At 44.2% G+C, this 23,466-nt stretch carries 29 protein-coding genes; 24 read left to right on the forward strand and 5 right to left on the reverse strand.

Annotated features, from left to right (window positions below):
- The first annotated feature begins 34 nt into the window (after positions 1–34).
- The gene (locus ACXAEA_RS08660) at positions 35–580 is read left to right on the forward strand and encodes a hypothetical protein (RefSeq protein ID WP_475095494.1); all 546 of its coding nucleotides are present in this window, start codon (positions 35–37) and stop codon (positions 578–580) included.
- 106 nt (positions 581–686) lie between these two features.
- Here ACXAEA_RS08660 and ACXAEA_RS08665 read toward each other — a convergent pair whose 3' ends face one another.
- From ACXAEA_RS08665 to ACXAEA_RS08675, 3 genes are all read right to left on the reverse strand, one after another.
- Entirely contained in the window at positions 687–1,625 is a 939-nt protein-coding gene (locus tag ACXAEA_RS08665; RefSeq protein WP_475095495.1) for an alpha/beta hydrolase, read from the reverse strand.
- Between the two features lie 94 nt (positions 1,626–1,719).
- Complete coding sequence (locus tag ACXAEA_RS08670; protein WP_264190911.1) at positions 1,720–1,851, reverse strand: hypothetical protein; 132 nt, start codon at positions 1,849–1,851, stop codon at positions 1,720–1,722.
- Positions 1,852–1,924: 73 nt separating this feature from the next.
- Positions 1,925–2,827, reverse strand: coding sequence for a hydroxymethylglutaryl-CoA lyase (locus ACXAEA_RS08675; RefSeq protein WP_475095496.1), 903 nt, complete (start codon positions 2,825–2,827; stop codon positions 1,925–1,927).
- A gap of 150 nt (positions 2,828–2,977) precedes the next feature.
- Here ACXAEA_RS08675 and ACXAEA_RS08680 point away from each other — a divergent pair, with 150 nt between their 5' ends.
- The 5 genes from ACXAEA_RS08680 (at position 2,978) to ACXAEA_RS08700 (ending at position 6,836) form a co-directional block, all read left to right on the forward strand.
- Positions 2,978–4,165, forward strand: coding sequence for an acetyl-CoA C-acetyltransferase (locus tag ACXAEA_RS08680; RefSeq protein WP_475095497.1), 1,188 nt, complete (start codon positions 2,978–2,980; stop codon positions 4,163–4,165).
- A gap of 85 nt (positions 4,166–4,250) precedes the next feature.
- Positions 4,251–4,940, forward strand: coding sequence for a CoA transferase subunit A (locus tag ACXAEA_RS08685; RefSeq protein ID WP_475095498.1), 690 nt, complete (start codon positions 4,251–4,253; stop codon positions 4,938–4,940).
- A 29-nt stretch (positions 4,941–4,969) separates the two neighbouring features.
- Positions 4,970–5,638, forward strand: a complete 669-nt coding sequence (locus ACXAEA_RS08690; RefSeq protein ID WP_475095499.1) for a 3-oxoacid CoA-transferase subunit B — start codon at positions 4,970–4,972, stop codon at positions 5,636–5,638.
- A 431-nt stretch (positions 5,639–6,069) separates the two neighbouring features.
- Complete coding sequence (locus ACXAEA_RS08695) at positions 6,070–6,318, forward strand: YqkE family protein (protein ID WP_475095500.1); 249 nt, start codon at positions 6,070–6,072, stop codon at positions 6,316–6,318.
- A complete protein-coding gene (locus ACXAEA_RS08700) occupies positions 6,315–6,836 on the forward strand; it encodes a GrpB family protein (protein ID WP_475095501.1) in 522 nt (173 codons plus the stop codon). Before ACXAEA_RS08695 ends, ACXAEA_RS08700 begins: the two co-directional genes overlap by 4 nt.
- Positions 6,837–6,893: 57 nt before the next feature.
- Here the strand turns inward: ACXAEA_RS08700 and ACXAEA_RS08705 are convergent, their stop codons facing one another.
- Both ACXAEA_RS08705 and mciZ read right to left on the reverse strand, forming a co-directional pair.
- Positions 6,894–7,805 carry an aldo/keto reductase gene (locus ACXAEA_RS08705; RefSeq protein WP_475095502.1) on the reverse strand — a complete coding sequence of 304 codons (912 nt, stop codon included), beginning with the start codon at positions 7,803–7,805 and terminating at the stop codon, positions 6,894–6,896.
- A 61-nt stretch (positions 7,806–7,866) separates the two neighbouring features.
- Positions 7,867–8,013 (reverse strand): Z-ring formation inhibitor MciZ, encoded by a 147-nt coding sequence (gene mciZ, locus ACXAEA_RS08710; protein ID WP_475095503.1) that lies wholly within the window; start codon positions 8,011–8,013, stop codon positions 7,867–7,869.
- A 75-nt stretch (positions 8,014–8,088) separates the two neighbouring features.
- Between mciZ and ACXAEA_RS08715 the strand changes: the two genes are divergently transcribed.
- From ACXAEA_RS08715 to ACXAEA_RS08800, 18 genes are all read left to right on the forward strand, one after another.
- Entirely contained in the window at positions 8,089–8,640 is a 552-nt protein-coding gene (locus ACXAEA_RS08715; protein WP_475095504.1) for an NUDIX hydrolase, read from the forward strand.
- Complete coding sequence (locus tag ACXAEA_RS08720; RefSeq protein ID WP_475095505.1) at positions 8,641–9,804, forward strand: endonuclease Q family protein; 1,164 nt, start codon at positions 8,641–8,643, stop codon at positions 9,802–9,804.
- A gap of 188 nt (positions 9,805–9,992) precedes the next feature.
- Entirely contained in the window at positions 9,993–10,634 is a 642-nt protein-coding gene (spoIIM, locus tag ACXAEA_RS08725; RefSeq protein WP_475095506.1) for a stage II sporulation protein M, read from the forward strand.
- A 115-nt stretch (positions 10,635–10,749) separates the two neighbouring features.
- Positions 10,750–11,208, forward strand: coding sequence for a ferric iron uptake transcriptional regulator (gene fur / locus ACXAEA_RS08730; RefSeq protein ID WP_475095507.1), 459 nt, complete (start codon positions 10,750–10,752; stop codon positions 11,206–11,208).
- Between the two features lie 394 nt (positions 11,209–11,602).
- Complete coding sequence (locus tag ACXAEA_RS08735; RefSeq protein ID WP_475095508.1) at positions 11,603–11,830, forward strand: YqzK family protein; 228 nt, start codon at positions 11,603–11,605, stop codon at positions 11,828–11,830.
- A 5-nt stretch (positions 11,831–11,835) separates the two neighbouring features.
- The gene (gene xerD / locus ACXAEA_RS08740) at positions 11,836–12,729 is read left to right on the forward strand and encodes a site-specific tyrosine recombinase XerD (protein ID WP_475095509.1); all 894 of its coding nucleotides are present in this window, start codon (positions 11,836–11,838) and stop codon (positions 12,727–12,729) included.
- Between the two features lie 223 nt (positions 12,730–12,952).
- Positions 12,953–14,134 (forward strand): phosphopentomutase, encoded by a 1,182-nt coding sequence (gene deoB, locus ACXAEA_RS08745; protein WP_475095510.1) that lies wholly within the window; start codon positions 12,953–12,955, stop codon positions 14,132–14,134.
- A 12-nt stretch (positions 14,135–14,146) separates the two neighbouring features.
- The gene (locus tag ACXAEA_RS08750) at positions 14,147–14,971 is read left to right on the forward strand and encodes a purine-nucleoside phosphorylase (RefSeq protein WP_475095511.1); all 825 of its coding nucleotides are present in this window, start codon (positions 14,147–14,149) and stop codon (positions 14,969–14,971) included.
- A 39-nt stretch (positions 14,972–15,010) separates the two neighbouring features.
- Complete coding sequence (locus ACXAEA_RS08755) at positions 15,011–16,315, forward strand: pyrimidine-nucleoside phosphorylase (protein ID WP_475098085.1); 1,305 nt, start codon at positions 15,011–15,013, stop codon at positions 16,313–16,315.
- A gap of 133 nt (positions 16,316–16,448) precedes the next feature.
- A complete protein-coding gene (locus ACXAEA_RS08760) occupies positions 16,449–17,627 on the forward strand; it encodes a D-alanyl-D-alanine carboxypeptidase family protein (RefSeq protein ID WP_475095512.1) in 1,179 nt (392 codons plus the stop codon).
- A gap of 152 nt (positions 17,628–17,779) precedes the next feature.
- The gene (spoIIAA, locus tag ACXAEA_RS08765) at positions 17,780–18,130 is read left to right on the forward strand and encodes an anti-sigma F factor antagonist (protein WP_475095513.1); all 351 of its coding nucleotides are present in this window, start codon (positions 17,780–17,782) and stop codon (positions 18,128–18,130) included.
- Between the two features lie 3 nt (positions 18,131–18,133).
- Positions 18,134–18,574: an anti-sigma F factor gene (gene spoIIAB, locus ACXAEA_RS08770; RefSeq protein ID WP_475095514.1), complete on the forward strand. Its 441-nt coding sequence runs from the start codon at positions 18,134–18,136 to the stop codon at positions 18,572–18,574.
- Between the two features lie 13 nt (positions 18,575–18,587).
- Positions 18,588–19,346, forward strand: a complete 759-nt coding sequence (sigF, locus tag ACXAEA_RS08775; protein ID WP_475095515.1) for an RNA polymerase sporulation sigma factor SigF — start codon at positions 18,588–18,590, stop codon at positions 19,344–19,346.
- Positions 19,347–19,419: 73 nt separating this feature from the next.
- Positions 19,420–19,710: a hypothetical protein gene (locus tag ACXAEA_RS08780; protein WP_475095516.1), complete on the forward strand. Its 291-nt coding sequence runs from the start codon at positions 19,420–19,422 to the stop codon at positions 19,708–19,710.
- Between the two features lie 501 nt (positions 19,711–20,211).
- Positions 20,212–20,829, forward strand: a complete 618-nt coding sequence (locus ACXAEA_RS08785) for a stage V sporulation protein AA (RefSeq protein WP_475095517.1) — start codon at positions 20,212–20,214, stop codon at positions 20,827–20,829.
- Positions 20,819–21,241 carry a stage V sporulation protein AB gene (locus ACXAEA_RS08790; protein ID WP_475095518.1) on the forward strand — a complete coding sequence of 141 codons (423 nt, stop codon included), beginning with the start codon at positions 20,819–20,821 and terminating at the stop codon, positions 21,239–21,241. Before ACXAEA_RS08785 ends, ACXAEA_RS08790 begins: the two co-directional genes overlap by 11 nt.
- Before the next feature lie 30 nt (positions 21,242–21,271).
- On the forward strand, positions 21,272–21,850 hold the full coding sequence (gene spoVAEA / locus ACXAEA_RS08795; RefSeq protein ID WP_475098086.1) for a stage V sporulation protein SpoVABEA: 579 nt from the start codon (positions 21,272–21,274) through the stop codon (positions 21,848–21,850).
- The gene (locus ACXAEA_RS08800; protein WP_475095519.1) at positions 21,834–23,303 is read left to right on the forward strand and encodes a spore germination protein; all 1,470 of its coding nucleotides are present in this window, start codon (positions 21,834–21,836) and stop codon (positions 23,301–23,303) included. Before spoVAEA ends, ACXAEA_RS08800 begins: the two co-directional genes overlap by 17 nt.
- Positions 23,304–23,466: the final 163 nt, after the last annotated feature.

The following is a 23,466-nucleotide window of genomic DNA, read 5'->3' on the forward strand; positions in this document are numbered from 1 at the left end:
ACATAGAAGTTTGGTGAGAAGGCAGGGGATAGAGATGGCGAAATTGCGAAAAGCAGCGATACTGGTGATGTGCATGTTAATGCTGTCTGCGTGCGCGTACAGGACTGCAGGAGAAGCAATCCAAAATGGAATTCCGTTCAACATCAAACAGTTGGTCCACAAGGAAAAGGTAGAGGATGGCTGGCTCGTCTTTTACACAACAGAACAAAAGGAAGGCTCCAACACATTCGACGCACTGGCAGTCGCCTATATTAAGGGCAGCGAAAAAGAAGGCTGGGAAAATGCAGGGCATAACCACTGGACTTATTATAAAAATGATTTTATGATCCTGTATGCAGACACATTCACAGCCTTTAATGAAGATGGGAAATTGGATGCAAAAATTCCTGTGATCTTCGGAAAAATCGTCAACCCGAACATTAAGACAATAGAAGCGGCGGGAGCTGACGGCAAGTTTACGAAAATAGAAATCTTTGAAAAAGAAAACGAACGTTATTATTATGATATTGGCGAGTATAAACAAGTCAGGGCACTCGACGCCGAGGGCAAAGAAATTGATCGCCAGGGTGAAAAGCAGTAAAGGGAAAGGATGGCTCCGGGATGAGCCATCCTTTTTTCTGTGGTCATCGGACAAAACGAAGCCGGGAGGAGAGAAAAGTGTCCGATACAGACTTCCCACAACGCAGTTACTGTCCCGCTACCGTGTCTCCATGATCTGCAAATACATATTCCTCGAGGAATTCATCAAGCACTTTCTCATATTGTTCCCGATTTTGGCTGTAGGACTGGGCATGCAGGCCGTTTTCGGCCATGAACAGTTTCTTTGGTCCTTTTTTCTGCTCAAAAAGCGCTTCGGTCATCGAGGGCAGAATGAAGTCGTCCTTGCGGCTATGTATGAAGAGGATCGGGTTCTTAATATTTTCAATAACAGCAATAGGAGATACTTCACTCAATGAATATTTATCACGGATGCGGACGAACAAGTTGGCAACTGGAAGCAATAGTTTGGTTGGCAGGAGCTTGACCTCTGCCTTAATGCGATAGGCGAGCTGCTCGCTGAAGTCGGAGAAAGGGCAGTCAGCGACATAGAAATCTGCGCCATCTTCCAGGATGCCCGCATAAAGGAGCAGGGTAGCAGCCCCCATGGATTCACCATGGATTCCAAGGAGCAAATCCGGGCCTTTTTCCTCCCTCAGCCAATCTACCACTGATTTAAGATCGAACTTTTCATAAAAACCATAGCTTGTGGTCTTCCCTCCAGATTCCCCGTGACGGCGATGGTCATAAATAACCGCATTGAAGCCTTTGTTCAGGAAAAGATTCATATATTTCACGGAGTTCGTCTTACTCTGTGTGACACCGTGGGCAATGATAATGTAACGGTTTGTGTCATTCGGTTCAACGAGGACGGCCTTCAATGAATAGCCAAAAGAGGAGGGGATGATCACTTCCCTTTTCGGCAGTGCTTCATATTCATCGGGCACCAGATGGCCAGCTTCCTTTTCACGGTTGAAAATTTCTTCGTCATCTTTCCTTTTTAAAAACATGACTTTATTGGATATAAAAACCCCCAGTGAGGCCAAAACAATCAAAAAGGAAAATAACACACGGAACGCCTTTCTCAAGATCAACCCTCCGATAATTTGTTTTTCTTTATTTTACCATTATATGTGAATTACAAACATAAAAAGACCGCCGTTTCAGGCGGTCCGAAAAATCTTATTGCTGGGAATTTTGACGCTTTGTTGGGTGGATTGCTTTTTCCAAATCCTCTGCAGCAATCTGCTGCTTAACTGTGTCTGCATTGGGCTTGCCTTGCTGGCTGTAGCCTTTGTCACGTTTTTGGCTCATAAAATAAGCTCCCTTCTTCAAAATCACTTCTTCTAATAAGATGGATTTCTGGAAGGGAGGTTATGCAAGTTTTTTAAACACGGACTGAATTCAGCTTATAGTAAGTGCTTTCTATCGGCCTTGAAATATGAGGCTGGATGAGCTCAACAGCCTGGAGCAGTTTATCAAGATCCACTCCTGTTTCGATTCCCATCCTGTGGAGCATGTAGACGACATCCTCAGTCGCGGCGTTTCCGGCAGCACCAGGTGCGAATGGGCAGCCGCCAAGACCGCCGGCTGAAGTATCAAAGCGGGTGACACCAGCCTGAAGTGCGGCAAAAATATTGGACAGTGCAAGCTTCCTTGTATCATGGAAATGCGCGGTCATCAGCACATCAGGATATGCTTCTGTTAATTTTGAAAACAATGAGTAAGACTCATGGGGCGCTGCCATGCCGATTGTGTCGGCCACGCTCAGCTCATCGACACCGGCACGGACAAACTCACCGCAAAGTGCAAGGACTTCATCCTCTTCCACTTTACCCTCATATGGGCAGTAAAAGGCTGTTGAAATACAGGCGCGTACAAAATAATCCTTCGCTTTCAGCTCAGCAATCAGCGGCAGCACTTCGGCAAGACTCTCGGCAGTTGTTTTATTAATATTTTTTTGATTAAAGGTATTGCTGACACCGACAAAGACAGCGACGGCTTTGCAATCGGTCATATAGACACGTTCAATTCCCTTTTTATTTGGGGCGAGGACGATGTTCCTCGTGTTTCCGTCAAGACAATCTGCAACGATTTCCGCAGCATCGCCCATCTGGGGAACCCATTTCGGCGATACGAAGGAAGTGAGCTCCATCTCTTTAAGTCCGGCATTTTTTAATGCAATAATAAACTCTTTTTTTACATTCGTAGGAACAAAATTTTTCTCGTTTTGAAGTCCGTCTCTTGGGCCTACCTCAATTATTTCAACCTTCTTGGGAAGCTGCAGCATAGTATGTACCCCTCCTCTTCAGATAGTCTAATTGTAAATAGAATATTTTTAAAAATGCAAGAATAAATAAAATTTTGATAAAATAAAAGGGATTTGATTCAAATCAATAGAAGTAAATAACATGTGAGAACTTCAGAAAGGGTGAGCAGTTTGGGCAAGACCGAAGCAGTAATCGTAGCTGCGGTAAGAACAGCAATCGGCAGCTTTAATGGGAGTTTGAAAAATATTTCCGCACCAGAATTAGGGGCAGCGGTCATAAAAGACGCGTTGAGGCAGGCTGGGGTACAGCCTGATCAGGTGGATGAAATCATCATGGGCAATGTGCTTCAGGCTGGTTTAGGGCAAAACCCTGCAAGGCAGGCAGCCATTAAAGCGGACATCCCTGAAAGCGCTTCCTCTATGACGATCAATAAAGTTTGTGGTTCCGGCTTGAAGGCGGTCCATCTGGCAGCACAGGCGATTATCGCTGGAGACGCGGAAATCGTTGTGGCTGGCGGAATGGAAAATATGAGCCAGGCACCTTATTTATTAAAAAATGCCAGGGAAGGTTTCAAAATGGGAGACCAGAAAATGGTAGACAGTATGATTACCGACGGACTTTGGTGTGCATTTAATGACTACCATATGGGCGTTACGGCTGAAAACCTGTGCACTAAATATGAAATCGGCCGCGGCGAACAGGATGAGTTTGCGGCAGCCAGCCAGGAAAAAGCCGTGAAGGCCATTGCAGAAGGAAAATTCAATGATGAGATCGTTCCGATTGAGATTCCGCAGCGGAAAGGTGATCCTCTTGTCTTTGATACAGATGAGTATCCGAAAAAGGGGACTTCGGCCGAAAAACTTGGCGGATTGCGCCCTGCCTTCAAGAAAGATGGCAGCGTGACCGCCGGGAACGCTTCCGGAATCAATGATGGAGCTGCAGCGCTTGTCGTTATGAGCCGCGCAAAAGCTGAAGAGCTGGGACTTAAACCGCTTGTGGTCATCAAAGGGAATGCAAGTGCTGGTGTCGACCCGAGCATCATGGGGATCGGTCCTGTCAACGCAGTGAAGAAAGCATTAAACAAAGCGGGTATGACCCTTGAACAAATGGAACTGGTTGAAGCAAACGAAGCATTTGCTGCGCAATCTCTTGCTGTCGACCGCGAGCTTAATTTTAACAAGGATCTTCTGAATGTGAATGGCGGGGCGATCGCGCTGGGCCATCCGATTGGAGCAAGCGGAGCCAGGATTCTAGTAACATTAATCCATGAAATGAAGCGAAGGAATGCAAAGACGGGTCTAGCGACGCTTTGCATTGGCGGCGGTCAGGGTGTCGCTACCGTGGTGGAACTGGCCTAAAAGTGTGAACTAATATCATGTCTAGCTCAGTGATTGCCGAACTTCCGGCTACACTGCGCTTTCCATAGTCAAAGGGGGAAGAACGATGAAAAAAATTTATACATCCTTTCAAGATGCTGTGGCGGATATCCATGACGGCGCAACGCTGATGGTTGGGGGATTCGGGCTGTGCGGGATTCCGGAAAATGCGATTCTGGCACTTGTTGAAAAAGGAGTTAAAGACCTGACTGTCATTTCGAATAACTGTGGCGTTGATGACTGGGGCCTTGGCTTACTACTTAAAAACAAACAAATCAAAAAAATGGTTGGTTCCTATGTCGGTGAAAACAAAGAATTCGAGAGACAGGTATTGTCTGGTGAAATCGAAGTTGAATTGATCCCGCAAGGTACACTTGCTGAGAAAATCAGGGCAGGCGGTGCAGGAATCCCGGCATTCTATACTCCAGCTGGAGTGGGTACCCCAATCGCTGATGGAAAAGAAACCCGCATGTTCAATGGGAAGGAATATCTCCTTGAAGAATCCCTGACAGCTGACTTTAGTATTGTCAGAGCGTGGAAGGGCGATAAGATGGGAAATCTTGTCTATCATAAAACGGCAAGGAACTTCAATCCAATGATCGCTGCTGCTGGCAAGGTCACGATTGCAGAAGTAGAACAAATCTGTGAAGTGGGCGAATTGGATCCGAACAGCATCCATACTCCAAGCATTTATGTCCAGACACTGATAGCGGGCAATCAGGAGAAAAAGATTGAAAGGCTGACAGTGAGAAGTTAAATCTGGCTGATCATGAAAGGAGAAGGCATATGATTAAAAACAAAGGGAATGTCCGGGAAAAAATCGCGCGCCGGGCTGAAAAAGAAATCGAGAACGGCTTTTACGTAAACCTTGGAATCGGGATGCCGACGCTGGTGGCAAACTTCATTTCCGATGATAAGCAGGTTGTCTTGCAGTCAGAGAATGGGTTGCTTGGAATCGGGCCGTATCCTGGAGAGGACAGTGTCGATCCGGATTTGATCAACGCAGGTAAAGAAACCGTCACCGCCATTCCAGGCGCGGCATACTTTGATTCTGCCGAGTCTTTTGCAATGATCCGAGGCGGACACATCAATATTGCCATCCTTGGCGGAATGGAAGTCTCTGAATCTGGTGATCTCGCAAACTGGATGATTCCAGGAAAGATGATCAAGGGAATGGGCGGCGCAATGGATCTTGTCCATGGGGCGCAGAAGATCATCGTTATCATGGAACATGTGAATAAGGACGGGGAAGCGAAAATCCTTAAAGGATGCAGCCTGCCGTTAACTGGAAAAGGCGTGGTGAACCGGATCATCACCGACATGGCCGTTATTGATGTGACACCTTTCGGACTGAAGCTTGCAGAAGTAGCATCAGGCTATACAGTCGAGGATGTCATCAAATCAACAGAACCAGAATTGCAGGTAGACGATTCAGTCGTTTTAGATGCATATTGATTAATCGGGAACGCCATTATTGTGGCGTTCCTTCTTCGTAAAGAGGAGCAGCACTAGATTTATTTAATTTGCTTGATTTCGGTGATATAATTTTTTTATAAAAGGCTGTGTTAAAGCATATTGTTTTTTTTATGCCCTGTTGATTTAAGTTCCAGGCGCGCAGACTCCTCCGAAAATGCTAACGCATTTCCATCGTGCGTGGGCAGGTTCGAGGAAGCAAAATCAATGTCCTGCGGGATCAGCTGGACAGGTGAGACCCCGCAGGAGCTTGCGACGAGGAGGCTCAGCGCCAGCCCCGCGGAAAGTGAAGCGCCTGGAACGGAAGTCAACAGCCTAATTTAACACAGCGTTATGAACAAATTCTGTTAAGCTGATAAACCGGTAAATAGCAAACGAACCTAACAGAATAACAAAGAACCGAGGGATGAACTGTGAAGAAGAAACAAAAACGCCAGCAGCCAGTAAAAAAAGAGGAGAAGCCAGCTACACTGGGGGATCTCTTGAATCAAGATATCATGCAGAAGCTAAAGGATCAGCAACAGCAATTAAAGGAAGAGGAAGAAAAGAAAAAGCAGATTGAATTGCAGCGTAAAAAAGAAGAACAGCGATTAAGGGAGAAAAACAAATCCTTTGAAGAGTTGCTCTCTGAAAGCAATATGGATTGGAAGAAGTTCAAATGACGAGAAGAAGAGTAGAGGTTGTGCCTTACAGAAGTGAATGGACAGAGCTTTTTGAACAGGAGAAACAGCTTCTTGTATCAATATTTAAACCTCTGGGAGTTGAGATCCACCATATTGGCAGCACGTCCGTCCCTGGTCTCAGTGCAAAGCCGATCATAGACATCATGCTCGCTGCCGACAGTCTTGGACAAGTAGAAAAAGCAACGCCTGCCCTTGCAGCAGCTGGTTACGAGGCAAAGGGCGAAAACGGAATTCCCGGCCGTCGTTATTTTCAAAAGAGTGAAAATGGCATCAGGAAGGTACACTTGCATTCGTACGAAAAAGCCAGTCCTGAATTGCACAGACATCTGGTATTCCGGGATTATCTAAGGACTCATCCAGAGGAAGCAGCCAGATACGCAAAAGTAAAAGAAGTAGCTGCAGGCAAATATGAATTTGATATGGAGTCATACATAGAAGAAAAATCTCCGCTAGTTAGGGAGCTTGAAAAAAGAGCCATAAAGTGGAAACCGAGTTAATGTAAAAGCCGTATCAAAATGCCCCCTTTCAATAATGAAAAGGGGGCGTCCATAACTTTATCTATGCTGTTCATACTTATTAGCATTCGTAATCGACCGAATCAGACTGATTTCCTCCGCCGTAAGGGAATTTACCCTCACAGCGCCGGCATTTTCCTTCACTTGCTCAACGGTGCTTGCTCCCGCAACAACAGAGGCTACAGCAGGGTGCGATAAGTTGTATTGGATGGCGACCTCTGCAAGCGAACGGGATGAGGAGACCTTCTCTTTCAACAATGGCAAGACCTTTTGCAAATCTTCGTAACGATAGTCGAGATACCCTTTAGAAGATGCTTTCTCAAGCATTTTGTCACTCAGCATCCCTTTCGCTACTGTCCCTCTTGTTACGACGCTGATTCCTTTTTCCTGGAGCAGCGGGAGTGCAGCTTCTTCTGGACGCCGGTCCAGTATGCTATATTGCATCATCACAGATACGATGTTTGATTTTTGCGCGAATTCACGAATGACATTTGGCCTTATGGATGAAATGCCATAGTATCTAATAAACCCCTCAGACTTTAATTCTTCGAAAGCCTCAATGGTTTCATTGATCGGATCCTCTATTGTTCCGCCATGCAGCTGGTAAAGGTCGATATAATCCGTGTCCAGTCTTTTCAAGCTCTGCTTGACAGCCTCTTTGATATAGGATTTTGAAGGATCCCAGGTCCAGCTGTCCTTAGCTTTTGTCCAGCGGTTGCCTGCTTTGGTGGCGATAATGACTTGATCCCTTACATTCTTCAGTGCTCGGCCAACGATTTTTTCATTTTCTCCGAAATCGTATAAGTCAGCAGTATCAAAATAATTGATGTCTTCCTCCAGGGCAGCTTCAATCACTGTCTGCGCCTTTCCATAATCCGTTCCTAAAGACATGCAGCCAAGGCCGATTTCACTTACATACAGATCGGATGAACCTAATTGACGTTTATTCATAAAATCACTCCGTTCCTTTCTGGATTCTTTCATTTTAGCGAAAGGAATGGAGTGGGTTCAACTATTCTGGACGGCGCATTGAATGATTGACTGCATCAATCCAGTCTTTTACAAGCTCATGCTTTTTGCCATACTCTTTTAATTTACGCTGGATCTCCCACGCTTTTCCAGCCAGTGTGATTCCATGGCCATGAACGTAAATTTTCATCTCCATACTCCTTTCGGTCAAGTATGGTAAAATGTATGAGCATTTGATATCGGATTAGAACAGGAGTGGGTCCGCATGAAATCTCTTGAAGAAAAAACTTTAAATACGGAGAAGATATTTTCTGGAAAGGTCATTAGTCTGCAGGTGGATGATGTAGAACTGCCGAATGGTAAAACCTCCAAAAGGGAAATTGTCAAACATCCCGGCGCGGTTGCAGTGATTCCAGTGACAGCTGACAATAAAATCATCATGGTGGAACAATATCGGAAAGCTCTGGAAAGGACAATCGTCGAGATTCCGGCAGGCAAGCTGGAGGCGGGCGAAAAGCCTGAGATTTGTGCTGCACGGGAGCTGGAGGAAGAGACTGGTTACGAATGTACCAATCTGGAGTGGTTAATTTCCTTCTATACTTCTCCTGGTTTCGCAGATGAAATCATCCATGTATATAAAGCGACTGGCCTATCTGAAAAAGCGAACCCTGCATCCGCCGATGAAGACGAATTCGTCAACCTTGTGGAGGTCACTCTCGATGAGGCAGTCGGCCTAGTGAAAGATCAAAAAATTTATGATGCAAAGACGGCGTATGCGGTGCTGCATCTTCAGCTTTTAGAGGCGCAGGGAAAGTAAATGCAGGAATACTTCGCTGATCTCCACATTCATATTGGCAGGACAAAAACAGGCAGGGCGGTCAAGATTACAGGTGCCAAAACGTTAACCTTTGGCAATATCATCAGCCATGCCAGGGATCATAAAGGGTTGAACATGATTGGGATCATCGACAGCCATTCTCCTGAAGTGCTGGATGAGATGGAGGTCCTGCTGAAGGCTGGGGAACTTCAGGAACACTCTGATGGCGGATTAATGTATGGTGGGATGAGCATCATCCTTGGGTCCGAGCTTGAAATTAATGATGAAAGTACTCAAGGCCCGATTCATGTATTATGCTATTTACCTTATCTCGGAATGATGAAGGAGTTTTCGGAATGGCTGTCAGGCCACATGAAAAATGTACACCTGAGTTCCCAGAGAATCTATGTTTCCGGCCGTGAATTACAACGGAAGGTAAAGGAGTTTGGTGGGCTCTTCATCCCGGCTCATGTTTTCACTCCTTTTAAGAGCCTTTATGGCAAAGGAGTAAAAACAACGCTTACAGAAGTTTTTGACGCGGAGCGGATTGATGGGATCGAGTTAGGGTTGAGTTCTGACACAAGAATGGCTGGCCAGCTTTCCGAGCTTCAACAATACTCATTTGTCACTAATTCCGACGCGCATTCCCTTGCCAAAATTGCGAGAGAGTACCAGAAAATCAAGCTGGCTGAACCATCCTTCCGTGAGCTTAGTCTCGCCTTAAAGAGAGCAGAAGGCAGAGAAATAACAGCCAATTACGGCCTGGATCCCCATTTGGGTAAGTATCACCGCTCTGTTTGCGCAGAATGCTTAACATACAGTCATTCATTTGAAGAAGCTTGTACGCATTGCGGTTCTTTCAAAAAGGTGAAGGGTGTGGCAGACAGAATCGAAGAACTAAAGTCGGCTGAAGCAGTTCTGGAAGGAAGGCCGCCATATATCCATCAGGTACCTCTTGAATTCATTCCAGGACTTGGCCCGAAAATGCTGGAAAAGCTTATGGATCATTTTGGCACAGAAATGGCCATCCTTCATTCGGTACCTGTCGATTCTTTAGAAGAAGTCATTCCCGAAAAAACTGCCAGGATGATTGATATGGCACGAAAAGGGAAACTGGCCTTCCATGCAGGCGGAGGCGGCAAATACGGAAAAATAGCAGATTAATCGATCCGGCTTTGTAAGCCGGATTTTTCGTTATTTAGGAAAAAATTAAATAGTTTTGGTGTGGATAACTACATATAGCACTCATTATTTCCAGCGCTTTTTGTTCTTTCTATTAAAATCCACATTCAAGTCATAGACTCCTAGTCAGAGCATATGATGGTAGTAACCAATATGCAGGAGGAAGAGTGATGAAGAAACGAAAATACCAGGACGTCGCAGCAAACCATTTAAGAGAGTATTCCTCAATCTATCTTTTTGTCATTGTCCTGTTTTTAATGGGAGTGATCTTTGGGGCAGTGATTGTTAACAGTCTGAGCTTCACGCAAAAAGAGGATCTGTTCTATTATCTATCGCAATTTTTCGGACAGGCCGCTTCAGGCAAGGTTGCGGATGGCAGAGATTTATTTCTGCAAAGCTTTTTGCATAATGGGAAATTCATTGGCTTGATTTGGATTTTGGGAGTTTCCATCATCGGACTTCCTGTGATTCTGATCCTGTTGTTCATGAAAGGAATGGTCGTAGGATTCACGGTCGGCTTCCTCGTCAATCAAATGCACTGGGACGGCTTCTTACTATCCTTCGTATCCATCCTGCCGCAAAACTTTATCATCATCCCAGTATTTATCATCACTGCGGCAATGGCAGTAACCTTTTCATTGAAAATGATCCGGAATCAATTCATGAAAAAAATTAATCAGCCAATCATGCCGCAATTTTTGAGATATATTTTTTCTTTTGTGGCAGCGATCATATTCCTTGCGGCAGCCGCCGCAGTGGAGGCATATTTATCACCGGCCCTGCTGAAAGCTGTTATCAATACAATTAACTAAAATGATTTTCATCTGAGAATAACTATTGTTTCTTGATTGTAATAATTTTATTTTGAATCTCATTTCCCTTCTGATATAATAAAAGAACAGTGGCGGGGGAGTGAGAGTTATCGAAATGGAAAACAGAATTGAGAGAATCAAGAAACAGCTGCATTCGTCCAGCTATAAATTAACGCCGCAACGCGAAGCTACAGTTCGCGTTTTGCTTGAACATGAAGAAGACCACTTGAGTGCTGAAGATGTTTATCTGCTTGTTAAAGAAAAATCTCCTGAAATCGGTTTGGCAACAGTATACCGGACACTGGAACTGCTGACTGAACTGAAAATTGTCGATAAAATCAACTTTGGGGATGGCGTATCCCGCTACGATCTCCGCCAGGAAGGCGCAGCCCATTTTCATCACCATCTAGTCTGCATTGAATGCGGAGCCGTGGATGAAATTCAGGACGACCTTCTCGAGGATGTTGAAGAAATCGTTGAACGTGACTGGAAATTCAAAATCAAAGACCACCGCCTGACATTTCATGGTATTTGTTACAGATGCCAGGAAAAGGAAACGGCTGAAACTGAATGATTCATAACCCTTTTTCCGTATTGGAGAAGGGGTTTTTTATTTCCTGATAAAATTGCTTTTACAGCAGGTATAATTCTTGTCCAAATTGGCATACAGATTAATAAATATATAATGAAGCTGGATTTATTTATCCAATTGTTGTTAATAAGCCCTGTTGATTGGAGTGAAAGACGCACAGACTCCTTCGGGATCCGCTGGACAGGTGAGACCCGCAGGAGCTTGCGACGAGGAGGCTCAGTGCCAGCCCCAAGGAAGAATTTGCATTTTGAAAAAGCCGGCAGTTTGGCTTTTTCATAATTCTTCCCGAGGAAAGCGAAGCGGCTGGAACGGAAATCAACAGTCTAATCTAATAAAGCCATCCTTTAAGATGAGTGAAAAATGGGGGCAAGAACGTATGAAATCCTGGTTTGGACTGATCCTGCACACTTTGAAGGTGTTTATATTGTTCACTGGATGCACAATCTTATTCTATTATGGTATCATGTGGATTAACGAAGAATATGAGAGTTATCACCGATATGACGCACCAGAGGGAGCAGCCATAAAGGTTTCCAGCAATTCCATCCAAAAAGAAGGAACTATGCTCGAAAGGCTGTTACTGTTTTATCTGAATGGAGAGTAATGCAAATGGAAGACAGGCTCGATGATTTTATCCACTTTTTAGTAGTAGAAAAAGGACTTTCAAAGAATACAATTGTTTCGTATAAACGGGATTTGAACAGCTACATCACTTATTTGAAAAATGTGGAACAGCTTGCAGAATTGAATTCAGTACAGCGTCCGCAAATCGTCCATTTCCTAAGCCACTTGAAAGACTCGGGCAAATCTTCAAAAACTCTTGCACGGCATATTGCTTCAATCCGCGCGTTTCATCACTTCTTGCTGCGTGAAAAAGCAGTTGAACATGATCCGACTGTGCACATTGAGAGCCCACAGCATGAACGATCATTGCCTAAAGTTCTCAGCATGGAAGAAGTCGAAACACTCCTTGAAAGTCCAAAGCTAACAGACCATTTCGGATATCGGGATAAGGCCATGCTTGAAATGATGTATGCAACTGGTATCAGGGTCAGTGAGCTGATCGGACTCAAGCTGTCTGATGTACATTTGACAATGGGCTTTGTCCGCTGTATGGGAAAAGGAAGCAAGGAACGGATTATACCAATTGGAAAAACGGCATCAGATGCGATCGAACAGTATCTTGAAAAAGGCCGGCCGAAGCTCGTATCCAAGAAACACCGTGATGACACATTATTTTTGAATCATCATGGAAAAAGTTTGTCGCGACAGGGTTTTTGGAAGATTTTAAAACGTCTGGCACTAGAAGCCGGAATCGAAAAGGAATTGACTCCGCATACGATGCGCCATTCTTTTGCCACCCATCTTCTTGAAAATGGGGCAGACCTTCGTGCAGTACAGGAAATGCTTGGCCATGCTGATATTTCAACAACCCAAATTTATACACATGTGACAAAAACGAGGCTGAAGGACGTATACACAAAGTTCCATCCGCGAGCTTGATATAACCTGATACGAAAAAGAATAATAATTGATTCATAGAATTGTCAAAAAGCCGGGATAAAAACCGGCTTTTTTTCTTGTGTTTTTAGAGATATTTAGTACAATGAAGATGTCAGACTTCTGACAAATGAAAACGCAAGCATCAGATTATCCTAAACAAAAAAGGGTAACATAAAATTGTAAATACACAGGTTACGCATTCAACTTTTAAGGAGGAGAAAGAATGTCGCATACATATAAGCGGGTGTTTTTGGTCGTCATGGACTCTGTGGGGATCGGTGAAGCACCAGATGCAGAAAAATTTGGTGATAAAGGGTCCCATACTCTAGGACATATCGCTGATAGAATGAATGGGCTGAAAATGCCTAATATGGGCAGTCTCGGACTTAGCAATATTGAGGAAATCAAAGGGATTTCGCCAGCACAGAAGCCATTGGCCTACTATACAAAGATGGAAGAAGCATCCAATGGTAAGGATACGATGACAGGACACTGGGAGATCATGGGCCTGAATATCCAGACTCCATTTCAGGTTTTCCCGGATGGCTTTCCGGATGAATTGATTTCTGAACTAGAAGCAAAGACTGGCAGAAAAGTAATCGGAAACAAACCAGCAAGCGGTACTGAAATCCTTGATGAGCTTGGCGAAGAGCACATGAAGACAGGTTCGTTGATTGTGTATACTTCTGCTGATTCAGTTCTGCAGATTGCTGCTCATGAAGAAATCGTGCCTATTGAAGAGCTTTATGATATTTGTAAAATCGCAAGGGAATTGACCCTAGACGAGAAATATATGGTAGGCCGAGTAATTGCAAGGCCATTCCTTGGTGAACCGGGCAATTTCAAGCGGACTTCAAATCGACATGATTATGCTTTGAAGCCATTTGGCAGGACGGTAATGAACGAATTGAAGGATGCTGGACTTGATGTGCTGGCAATTGGGAAAATCTCTGATATTTATGATGGTGAAGGAGTAACAGAATCACTTCGCACCATCTCGAATATGGACGGAATGGATAAATTGCTACAGACATTGGACCAGGACTTCACCGGATTAAGCTTTTTGAACCTTGTGGATTTTGATGCTTTATTTGGACACCGCCGCGATCCTGAAGGGTACGGAAAGGCGCTTGAAGAATACGATGCACGACTGACTGAAGTCTTCTCGAAATTAAAGGAAGATGACTTGCTCATCATCACGGCTGACCATGGAAATGACCCTGTCCATTACGGAACGGACCACACTCGTGAATATGTGCCGCTCCTTGTTTATTCAAAAGGAATGAATGAAGGAAAAGAATTGCCAGTCCGCAAAACCTTCGCTGATATCGGCGCTACAGTTGCGGAAAACTTTAATGTGAAAATGCCTGAACACGGCACTAGCTTCCTCAAGGAACTGAATTAAGGAGTGGAATAAATGGACTATAATCAAATTCAAACTGCAGCATCTTTCATTAATGACAAGCTTAAACAACAGCCGAAAATAGGTCTGATTCTTGGATCAGGTCTTGGTGTCCTGGCTGAAGATATTCAAAATCCTGTTAAGATTCCATATAACGAAATCCCAGGTTTTCCTGTTTCCACTGTAGAAGGCCATGCCGGCCAGCTGGTTTGCGGACAACTTAGCGGTGTTGAAGTCATCGCCATGCAGGGCCGTTTCCACTATTATGAAGGATACAGCATGGATAAAGTCACATTCCCGGTACGAGTAATGAAAGAGCTGGGAATCGAAAAATTGATCGTTACGAACGCTGCGGGCGGTGTGAACGAAAGCTTCGAGGCTGGTGACTTGATGATTATCACTGACCATATCAACAATATGGGAACGAATCCTTTGATTGGGCCAAATGATTCACGTTTTGGCGTCCGTTTCCCTGATATGAGCGAGGCTTATTCTAAGAATTTAAGAGCTGTTGCTAAAGAAGTTGCTGACAAGTGCAGCATCAAACTCAAAGAAGGTGTTTATGTCGGCAATCCTGGACCGGTCTATGAAACACCTGCAGAAGTAAGACTGGCTCGTACATTGGGCGGGGACGCAGTAGGGATGTCCACAGTCCCTGAAGTCATTGTTGCAAGACATTCAGGTTTGGAAGTACTCGGAATCTCCTGCATCTCCAATATGGCAGCAGGAATACTCGACCAGCCATTAAGCCATGATGAAGTAATTGAAACAACTGAAAAAGTGAAATCCAGCTTCCTGTTACTAGTAAATGAAATTGTAAAAAAATTAGGTGAAAAGTAAATTATAGCTCCAGCTAAATAATGATAAGTGGTGATAATGATGAGAATGGTTGACGTTATTGAGAAAAAACGTGACGGACATGAATTATCAACTGAAGAAATTCAATTTTTTATTGATGGCTATACAGAAGGCGCAATTCCTGATTACCAGGTAAGTGCGCTGACAATGGCGATTTTCTTTCAGGGAATGACAGAAAAAGAACGCGCTGACCTTACAATGGCAATGGTTAAGTCTGGTGACCAGATTGACCTTTCGGCTATTGAAGGTGTAAAAGTAGACAAACACTCTACAGGCGGTGTTGGTGATACTACGACACTTGTATTAGGGCCATTGGTAGCAGCTCTAGGTGTTCCAGTCGCAAAAATGTCGGGTCGTGGACTTGGCCACACTGGCGGAACAATCGATAAGCTTGAGGCAGTTGAGGGATTCCATGTCGAAATTGACAATGAGGAATTCATCAATCTCGTAAATAAAAATAAAATTGCGGTAATCGGCCAAAGCGGAAATTTAACTCCGGCTGATAAGAAGCTTTATTCATTGCGTGACGTAACTGCCACTGTAGACAGCATTCCATTGATCGCAAGCTCCATCATGAGCAAGAAAATCGCAGCAGGCGCCGATGCTATTGTTCTTGACGTTAAAACTGGAGCAGGGGCTTTCATGAAAACGCTGGATGATTCACGTGAACTGGCAAAAGCAATGGTTAGAATCGGAAACAATGTCGGCCGCAGGACGATGGCTGTCATTTCCGATATGAGCCAGCCGCTCGGGTTTGCAATTGGTAATGCATTAGAGGTAAAAGAAGCAATCGATACATTGAAGGGCGAGGGTCCTGAAGATTTGACAGAGCTGTGCCTGACACTTGGAAGCCACATGGTCTTCCTTGCTGGTAAGGCAGAGTCACTGGGAGAAGCTCGAAGCAAGCTTGAAGAAGTGATCAAGAACGGTACTGCTCTCGAAACTTTCAAGGTATTCCTCGCCTCACAAGGCGGAGATGCTTCTGTTGTGGATGATCCAGGCAAGCTGCCTCAGGCAAAGTACACATTCGAGCTTGAAGCGACAGAAGCAGGTTATGTTTCAGAAATCGTAGCCGATGAAGTAGGAACAGCGGCAATGCTTCTTGGTGCAGGAAGAGCAACGAAGGAATCAGAAATCGATTTGGCAGTAGGATTGATGCTCCGTAAAAAGATTGGCGATAAGGTTGAGAAAGGCGAGTCGCTATTAACGATTTACAGTAATTTCGAGGACGTATCTGAAGTCAAAGAAATGCTCTATGAAAACATCAAGATTTCTAGCGCACATGTCGACGCGCCAATTTTGGTTCACGAAGAAATTACCGAATAATTATGAAGCAGCAAAGCGAAGAGGAGACTCTTCGCTTTTTTATTTGCAAAAAAGAGGGTTTTATATCCCTAGTCTGTATAAAATTGGATTCCTTGGAAAAAATAAACCCTATAAAGATAGGAGGGTTATGGCCATGAATCTAAAAAAGTTAACGAGTTTATTGCTTGTTTTTATTATGGGTGCCGCTGTTATATCCCCGAAAGGATATGCCAATGAAGGGGGCGCTGGACTGGCGAACGATTCTAGTTCTGCCATTCTGATTGAACGTGATACAGGTGAAGTTCTCTTTGATAAGAACAGCCATGAAAAGCTGCCGCCTGCAAGTATGACGAAAATCATGACAATGCTTTTGATTATGGAAGCGCTTGATGAAGGAAGACTGAAAATGGACGATAAAGTCCGTGCAAGTGAATATGCAGCATCCATGGGTGGATCTCAGATTTTCCTGGAGCCTGGAGAAGAGATGACGGTAGAACAAATGCTGAAGGGAATTGCCATTGGCTCTGGTAACAATGCTTCCGTTGCAATGGCGGAGCGCATTGGCGGATCAGAAGAAGCGTTTGTAAAGATGATGAATGATAAAGTCAAAGAACTTGGCTTGAAAAACACTGTTTTTAAAAATACCACAGGTTTGCCAGTCGATGGCCATTACAGCTCTGCATATGACATGGCTATGATGGCGAAAGAATTGTTGAAATATGAAAAAATCACGAAATTTACCGGAACATACGAAGACTATCTGCGTGAGGATACTGAGAAGAAATTCTGGCTGGTGAATACAAATAAGCTTGTCCGTTTTTACCCAGGTGTTGACGGATTAAAAACAGGATTTACCAATGAGGCGAAGTACTGCCTGACCGCAACAGCACAGAAGGATGGCATGCGTGCGATTGCTGTCGTATTTGGAGCACCTACGTCCAAAGCGAGGAATGCGCAGGTAACGAAGATGCTCGATTATGCTTTCAGTCAATACCAGACACATCCGATGTTCAAAAAAGGCCACCCGCTGGGAAAGGCAGCCATCAGTAAGGGTGACAAGAAAACAATCAATGCTGTTACTTCCGAGAGTGTCTCCCTCCTTACTAAAAAAGGTGAAGATGTAAAGGATGTGAAACAGAAAATCACCTTGGATAAAAGCTTGAAAGCACCAGTCGAAAAGGGCGATAAAGTAGGAACGCTAAAGCTTGTGAAGAATGGCAAGACATTGGCTGAAACACCACTAGTCGCTGACCAGTCAGTCGAAAAAGCAGGCTGGTGGATCTTATACAAACGTTCCTTTGGCATGTTTACCCGTGCCGGCAGTCAAAAATAACATTGTTTTCTGTTGTTTTGTACTTTTATTTGTCGAAAGTACTGCCATTCCATCTAGTTTTAGCGAAATGGCACTAGTTTTGTTCTGAAGAAGGATTTGCCTGCAAGAATGGAGAATTTGACTCACTATACCAGATAAGGAGGCTTTGGATAGTGAGTCTTAACATTGATATGGAAGTGAAGCATGATGTCTTGTGTATTCGAGTTAGCGGTGAATTGGACCATCATACAGCAGACCAGCTTCGCGAGCAGGCAACAAAAGCCCTTGAGAACGAAGAAGTCCGCCACATTGTCTTGAACCTCGAACACCTCACCTTTATGGATAGTTCGGGATTGGGTGTAGTTTTAGGAAGATATAAACAAATCAAACAGCTTCATGGAGAAATGGTCGTTTGTGCAATCTCTCCGCCAATCAAAAGATTATTTGATATGTCGGGCTTATTCAAGATCATCCGTCTAGAACCGACGGAGGAATATGCATTAGAGAGATTGGGGGTTGCTTGATCCATGAAGAATGAGATGAATCTTCATTTTAGCGCGTTAAGCCAAAACGAATCTTTTGCCCGTGTAACGGTCGCTGCGTTCATTGCTCAGCTGGACCCTACGATGGACGAATTGACTGAAATCAAGACGGTTGTATCCGAAGCGGTAACGAACGCGATCATCCATGGATATGAAAACAATCCGGATGGCAAAGTGTTCATTTCAGTTGTGCTGGAGGATGGTATGGTAGAAATGCTGATCAAAGATGAAGGAATCGGAATTCCTGATATTGATGAAGCTATGCAGCCTCTTTATACATCTAAGCCTGAGCTTGAAAGGTCCGGTATGGGCTTTACGATTATGGAAAATTTCATGGACGAAGTACAAGTGAGATCAGAGCCCGGCTTTGGGACAGAGATTCGTTTGAAAAAGCACCTGTCAAAGAGCAAAGCGCTGTGCAATTAAGGGAGTTCTGCCTATGGATGTGGAGGTAAAAAAGGATAATAGCCAAACGTATCTTAAGGACCATGAAGTCAAAGAACTGATTTTGAGAAGCCAGCAGGGAGATCAGGCCGCTCGGGATTTGATTGTCCAGAAAAACATGCGGCTTGTGTGGTCTGTCGTCCAGCGCTTCCTCAACAGGGGATATGAACCAGACGACCTGTTCCAGATTGGCAGTATCGGCCTCTTGAAATCAGTTGATAAATTTGACCTGTCATATGACGTGAAGTTTTCAACGTATGCTGTTCCGATGATCATTGGTGAAATACAGCGTTTCATCAGAGATGATGGGACCGTGAAAGTGAGCAGGTCATTAAAAGAAACAGGCAATAAAATCAGGAAAGCAAAAGACGAGCTATCAAAAACACTCGGCAGAGTGCCGACTGTCAATGAAATAGCCGAATTTCTCGAACTTTCTCCCGAAGATGTCATCATGGCACAGGAAGCAAGCCGTACCCCGGCTTCCATCCATGAAACAGTATACGAAAATGACGGAGACCCGATCACCCTACTGGACCAGATCGACAATGGGGAAGAAGGGCGCTGGTTCGATAAAATCGCTTTAAAAGAGGCGATAAACGAACTGGATGAACGGGAAAAACTGATTGTGTATTTAAGATACTATAAAGACCAGACCCAATCGGAAGTCGCACTTCGGCTCGGAATTTCCCAGGTCCAGGTGTCACGCCTCGAAAAGAAAATACTGCAGCAAATGAAAGGCCGTATGGATATTTAATCCATAGGGCTTTTTTTATGTTACCCCCTAAACAACAGTACATTGTGATAAAAGGCTGAGGAGGTGCAAATTGGTGGAAATGGATGTAAGAATAGAGTTGGTTGGCGCACGGAAAATCAAGATTATGGAAAAAGCGGTCCAAATGGAACTGATTGGCGCCCAGAAAATCAAGATTATGGAAAAAGCGGTCCCCAATGGACTGATTGGCACCAGAATAAAGCAGAATCTGGAAAAAGAGGTCGCTAATGGAGCTGGTTGGCGCCCGGAAAATCAAGATTATGGAAAAAGAGCTTCACCAATGGAGATAATTAGCGCCCGGAAAATCAAGATTATGGAAAAAGAGGTCACCAATGGAGCTGATTAGCGCCCGGAAGATCAAGATTATGGAAAAAGAGGTCGCCAATGGAGCTGATTAGCGCCCGGGAAGATCAAGATTATGGAAAAAGAGGTCGCCAATGGAGCTGATTAGCGCCCGAAAAAGCAAAAATATGGAAAAAGAGGTCGCCAATGGAACTGATTGGCGACCGAAAAAGCAAGAATCTGGAAAAAGCGGTCCCCAATGGAGCTGATTGGCGCCCGAAAAAGCAAGAATTTGGAAAAGGCGGTCACCAATGGAGCTGATTGGCGCCCGAAAAAGCAAGAATTTGGTAAAGGCGGTCACCAATGGAGCTGGTTGGCGCCTGAAAAAGTAATAATATGGATAAAGTGGTCACCAATAAAGCGTACTAGCCCCTAAAGTATCTAGATATTGGAAAAATAACAATCAATGCAGCCTGTCAACTTAACCAATTATTGGACTTCATGAAAATATCCCAGGTATACATACTAAATATACGAGGAAAACAATGTGTTGGAAGTGAATCTGATGGAAAAAACGATTTATATCCGTATGCGAAATCGTGTCCAGGTCAAGCCTGAGGAATCCCTTTCGTTAAAGGATATAGCGCAGATCATCGCAGGTGAGGAAATTTATGAAAAACTGACGATGCTCCAGGTTCTGAAGGTTACACCTAAGGACCATATCCACATCATTGATGTCATGAAGGTTATTAAGTTTATCACTGGCATTTTTCCAGGTTATGAAGTGCAGGCGGTAGGACCGCCGCAAACGATCATTGAAGTGATCTATAAGAAAAAAGGGATGTCGATCCCATTCTTTATCCTTGTCTGGTTTTTATTATTCTTTGGGGCAGCGCTTACCATAATGAATTTTCACGAGGACGTCAGCATGCAAAGCGTCCATGAAAGGCTTTATTTCATCATGACAGGCAAGAACGTCGAGAAACCCCTGATGTTCCAGATTCCTTATTCTATTGGGATCGGGGTTGGTATGATCTTGTTTTTTAATCACGTATTCAAGAAAAGGCTTAATGAAGAACCAAGCCCGTTAGAGGTCGAAATGTTCAACTACCAGCAATCTCTAGACCAATATGTAATACTGCATGAAAACAAAGAAAGCGTTAAGCACATAGATGACCATTAGTATCATATTCATCATGCTGGTAGGACTAGCAAGCGGGCTTGCAGTAGGTTCGGGATTCGTTGCATTTTTGGCTGTGCTTGGTGTGATTCCAAGGCTTACGCAGCTTACTAAAACGATGAAAATGATTTCCTGGTATGAATGGGCAGTGGTTCTAGGGGCGTTATTGGGCACTGCTGGAAGCTTGAGGGACCCAATCCTGAATTTCCCGCCGTACGTTACGATACCCTTGGGCCTTGCAGGAGGGGTTTTTGTCGGCATGCTTGCTGCGGCATTAACAGAAGTCCTCAACGTACTGCCGATCCTTGCAAAAAGAGTCAGGGTTGATGACAAACTAGAGAATTTGCTGATGGCGATAGTACTGGGAAAAGTCTTTGGCTCCTTATTCCATTGGATCTATTTTGTAGGACGATAAAAAATGAAAGATCAGAAAGGACGGCAGCCAATGGCCGAGAAAAGGAATGTAATCTTAATTACAGATGGCGATGATTATGCCCGCCGAGCAGTAGAACGTGTGGCTGCAGATGTTGGCGGGCGTTGCATTTCTCACTCCCACGGCAATCCTTCCGTCCTTTCAGGGCCGCATCTTGTCAAATTGATCAAGAAAGCTGCCAATGATCCAGTTTTAGTCATGTTTGATGATAGCGGCTTCCTCGGAGAAGGCGCAGGTGAAAAAGCACTGAAGTATGTCGCCGAGCATAAAGACATTAATGTGCTTGGAGTAATCGCGGTAGCTTCGAAGACACATATGGCGGAATGGAGCAGGGTTGACTTTTGTATTGATAGGGATGGAGAGCTCACCCCATATGGTGTGGATAAGCACGGCCTCCCGGAATTGGAGATGGGGAGAATCAACGGCGATACTGTTTATTGTCTCGATACACTTAATGTACCGCTAATCATCGGGATTGGGGATATAGGCAAAATGGCCCGCCATGACCATTATGAGCGAGGTGCGCCGATTACGAAAAAAGCAGTGGAAATCATCCTTGAAAGGAGCGGGTTCTATGCCAAAGAAGAATGATATGCTGCCGATTCCAGAATCATTGGATGCAGCAGAGAAATATATGAAGGAACGCGTAGGGCTGGGAGATAGTTTTGATCTTGGTGTCAGGAAGCTGAAAATCCTAAAAAAAGATGTGCATTTCTATTATGTCAACGGATTGTGTGATACTCAATTCATAGTTCATATCGTAGAAGAGCTGGTCGACATAAATGATAACGAGAAGCTGTCAACCCATCTGCAAATGATTGTAGAAAACAGGATCACCCATCAATCGGTACAAAAAATCAAAACGATGGATGAACTCGTCGACCAGGTGCTTTCAGGCCTGATTGTCATTTTGGTAGAAGGGGAAGGAACAGGATTAGTAGTAGATGTCAGGAGCTATCCTGGAAGACAGCCCCAGGAACCTGATACAGAGAAGGTTGTCCGTGGTTCCCGAGACGGGTTTGTAGAAAATATTATCGTCAATACCGCATTGACAAGACGGAGGATCAGGGACGAAAACCTTCGCTTTGAAATGATGAAGGTTGGAGAACGATCAAAGGCAGATGTTGCGATTGGATATATTAAGGATATTGCCAATCCCGATATGATTAGGGTTATAAAAAAGGAATTGAATTCAATTAAAATAGACGGGATTACAATGGCGGACAAGACCATAGAAGAATTCCTTGTCAAACAGGGCTACAATCCTTATCCGCTTGTAAGGTACACTGAACGTGCCGATGTTGCAGCGACTCATTTGCTTGAGGGCCACGTTTTGATTTATGTGGATACGTCGCCTAGTGTAATCATTACGCCAACTACCTATTTCCACCATCTCCAGCATGCAGAAGAATACCGGCAGTCTCCTGGAGTCGGAACAATGGTCAGGTGGATACGTTTCCTTGGAGTACTTGCATCCCTGTTGCTTTTGCCATTATGGTACTTACTTGTCCAGAACCCTGACTTGCTTCCAGAAAAAATATCGTTTATCGGACCAAATGAAGATTCGAATATCCCGATTTTCCTTCAGATCATGCTTGCGGATGGCGGCATCGAATTCCTGAGGATGGCTGCCATCCATACTCCGACACCACTATCAACTGCAATGGGTCTGATTGCGGCAGTATTGATTGGTCAAATCGCAATTGATGTAGGTTTATTTGTACCGGAAGTCATACTTTATGTCGCAGTTGCCGCAATTGGAACATATGCGACCCCAAGCTATGAGCTAAGTATTGCAAATAAGATCGGAAGGGTATTCCTTTTGATTTCGACTGCATTGTTCCATGTACCTGGCTTCGTCGGTGGGGCAACTGTATGGCTGCTTCTTTTGGCCAATATTAAATCATTGAATACACCATATCTATGGCCATTCATTCCTTTTCATCCTGTCGCATTCATGCAGATTGCAATCAGGAGGGCTGTGCCAGGATCGAAAATCCGCCCAAGCATCGTCCATGCTAGAAATCGAGTCAAGCAGCCTTAAAAAACATGGCTAAATTACAATTGCACGTTCCCTCAGATTATGGTAAAGTGTTTTTAATTTACTAAAGACTTAAAGTGCCAAAATATTTCCACATAAGTTCTATAAAAAAATAAAATAGACAGTTCGCTGGATGAACTGTCTTTTATTCATTTATCATTTTTCA

This window comes from Mesobacillus sp. ABV4_180, assembly GCF_056158485.1.

Bases quoted from the DNA above. Each gene is read 5' to 3' on its own strand.
- ACXAEA_RS08785 (WP_475095517.1), top strand. From the start codon at position 20,212: ATGGAAAAAACGATTTATATCCGTATGCGAAATCGTGTCCAGGTCAAG.
- deoB (WP_475095510.1), top strand. From the start codon at position 12,953: ATGTCGCATACATATAAGCGGGTGTTTTTGGTCGTCATGGACTCTGTG.
- ACXAEA_RS08670 (WP_264190911.1), bottom strand. From the start codon at position 1,851: ATGAGCCAAAAACGTGACAAAGGCTACAGCCAGCAAGGCAAGCCCAAT.
- ACXAEA_RS08690 (WP_475095499.1), top strand. From the start codon at position 4,970: ATGATTAAAAACAAAGGGAATGTCCGGGAAAAAATCGCGCGCCGGGCT.
- fur (WP_475095507.1), top strand. From the start codon at position 10,750: ATGGAAAACAGAATTGAGAGAATCAAGAAACAGCTGCATTCGTCCAGC.
- ACXAEA_RS08750 (WP_475095511.1), top strand. From the start codon at position 14,147: ATGGACTATAATCAAATTCAAACTGCAGCATCTTTCATTAATGACAAG.
- spoVAEA (WP_475098086.1), top strand. From the start codon at position 21,272: ATGGCCGAGAAAAGGAATGTAATCTTAATTACAGATGGCGATGATTAT.
- spoIIM (WP_475095506.1), top strand. From the start codon at position 9,993: ATGAAGAAACGAAAATACCAGGACGTCGCAGCAAACCATTTAAGAGAG.
- sigF (WP_475095515.1), top strand. From the start codon at position 18,588: ATGGATGTGGAGGTAAAAAAGGATAATAGCCAAACGTATCTTAAGGAC.
- mciZ (WP_475095503.1), bottom strand. From the start codon at position 8,013: ATGAAAATTTACGTTCATGGCCATGGAATCACACTGGCTGGAAAAGCG.
- ACXAEA_RS08660 (WP_475095494.1), top strand. From the start codon at position 35: ATGGCGAAATTGCGAAAAGCAGCGATACTGGTGATGTGCATGTTAATG.
- spoIIAB (WP_475095514.1), top strand. From the start codon at position 18,134: ATGAAGAATGAGATGAATCTTCATTTTAGCGCGTTAAGCCAAAACGAA.
- ACXAEA_RS08800 (WP_475095519.1), top strand. From the start codon at position 21,834: ATGCCAAAGAAGAATGATATGCTGCCGATTCCAGAATCATTGGATGCA.
- ACXAEA_RS08735 (WP_475095508.1), top strand. From the start codon at position 11,603: ATGAAATCCTGGTTTGGACTGATCCTGCACACTTTGAAGGTGTTTATA.
- ACXAEA_RS08755 (WP_475098085.1), top strand. From the start codon at position 15,011: ATGAGAATGGTTGACGTTATTGAGAAAAAACGTGACGGACATGAATTA.
- ACXAEA_RS08705 (WP_475095502.1), bottom strand. From the start codon at position 7,805: ATGAATAAACGTCAATTAGGTTCATCCGATCTGTATGTAAGTGAAATC.
- ACXAEA_RS08760 (WP_475095512.1), top strand. From the start codon at position 16,449: ATGAATCTAAAAAAGTTAACGAGTTTATTGCTTGTTTTTATTATGGGT.
- ACXAEA_RS08685 (WP_475095498.1), top strand. From the start codon at position 4,251: ATGAAAAAAATTTATACATCCTTTCAAGATGCTGTGGCGGATATCCAT.
- ACXAEA_RS08715 (WP_475095504.1), top strand. From the start codon at position 8,089: ATGAAATCTCTTGAAGAAAAAACTTTAAATACGGAGAAGATATTTTCT.
- xerD (WP_475095509.1), top strand. From the start codon at position 11,836: ATGGAAGACAGGCTCGATGATTTTATCCACTTTTTAGTAGTAGAAAAA.
- ACXAEA_RS08700 (WP_475095501.1), top strand. From the start codon at position 6,315: ATGACGAGAAGAAGAGTAGAGGTTGTGCCTTACAGAAGTGAATGGACA.
- ACXAEA_RS08720 (WP_475095505.1), top strand. From the start codon at position 8,641: ATGCAGGAATACTTCGCTGATCTCCACATTCATATTGGCAGGACAAAA.
- ACXAEA_RS08675 (WP_475095496.1), bottom strand. From the start codon at position 2,827: ATGCTGCAGCTTCCCAAGAAGGTTGAAATAATTGAGGTAGGCCCAAGA.
- ACXAEA_RS08790 (WP_475095518.1), top strand. From the start codon at position 20,819: ATGACCATTAGTATCATATTCATCATGCTGGTAGGACTAGCAAGCGGG.